This window comes from Beijerinckia mobilis (genome assembly GCF_000745425.1).
GTDB classification, from domain to species: domain Bacteria; phylum Pseudomonadota; class Alphaproteobacteria; order Rhizobiales; family Beijerinckiaceae; genus Beijerinckia; species Beijerinckia mobilis.
The window spans coordinates 1-1,256 of sequence record NZ_JQJH01000055.1 but is presented as its reverse complement, the minus strand read 5'-3'; the positions used below and the strand labels follow the sequence as shown (position 1 = coordinate 1,256).

Sequence of the window (1,256 nt, the reverse complement as noted above, 5' to 3'; positions counted from 1 at the left end):
GGGTTCTTCCACGCTGGAGGAGAGTCCGGCGTGACCAGCACCTTCGAGCATCGACCACGACCGATGCAATGCTACAACTGCCAGGAGATCGGCCACAAGGCTTTCCAGTGCAAGAATACTCAGAGGTGCGCCAAGTGCGCTGCAGAAGGCCATCGCCACAGTAGCTGCGACCAGACAGTTCCGAAGTGCGTTCCATGCGGGGGCCCTCATGAATCGTTTAGCAGAAACTGTCGGAGGCTCTACCCGCCACGCAATGTATAAGACGCTCCGAGTGATGCAACTGAATGTGAGGAAACAGGGTGCAGTGCTGGAAAGCCTCATGAACGACAAGGATACTGAAACCGCAGTGGCACTCGCGATCCAAGAACCCCAGGCGAGGAGGATTCAAGGCCGGCTCTTGACCATCCCGATGGGACATCACAAATGGACCAAGATGGTTCCCTCCGCGTGGAGGGAGGGGAGATGGGCGGTTCGAAGCATGTTGTGGGTGAATAGGGATGTGGAAGCGGAGCAAGTACAGATCGAGTCGCCGGACCTAACGGCAGCCGTCATTCGGCTTCCCGAGCGACAGGTTTTTATCGCATCCGTCTATGTAGAGGGAGGGGACGCCTCCGCGTTGGACAACGCGTGCGACCACCTCCGAACAGCAATCAATAAAGTACGACGGGACTCAGGAACGGTGATGGAGATCATGGTCATGGGGGACTTTAACCGCCATGATCAACTGTGGGGAGGAGACGAGGTGTCCTCGGCCAGACAAGGCGAAGCGGATCCGATCATCGATCTCATGAACGAGTTTGGACTCAGCAGCCTGCTCAAACGAGGCACCAAGACATGGCATGGCCAAGGATATTCGGGGGACTGCGAGTCGACGATCGACCTCGTTCTCGCCTCGGAAAACCTGACAGATTCGATGGTCAAATGTGCGGTCCACGGAACAGAGCACGGCTCGGATCATGTTACCATTGAAACCGTTCTTGATGCACCTTGGACGGCTCCAACGCAAACAGATAGATTGCTGCTCAAGAATGCACCGTGGAAAGAGATCAATGCCAGAATCGCGAGCACGCTAGCTGCCACTCCGGTGGAAGGCTCCGTACAGCAGAAAACCGATCGGTTGATGCACGCGGTGTCGGAAGCGGTTCATGCGTTGACGCCGAAGGCCAAACCGTCACCGCACGCAAAGCGATGGTGGACGGCGGACCTGACGCAACTTCGTCAAATCTACACACATTGGAGAAACCTCGCCCGCGCAG

General features: G+C 56.8%; 1 protein-coding gene. It reads left to right on the top strand.

Going from position 1 to position 1,256, the window contains the following annotated elements:
• Positions 1-319: 319 nt before the first annotated feature.
• Positions 320-1,256, top strand: a 937-nt coding sequence (locus DL88_RS21180; RefSeq protein WP_169741609.1) for an exonuclease/endonuclease/phosphatase family protein, incomplete at its 3' end; no start/stop codon positions are given.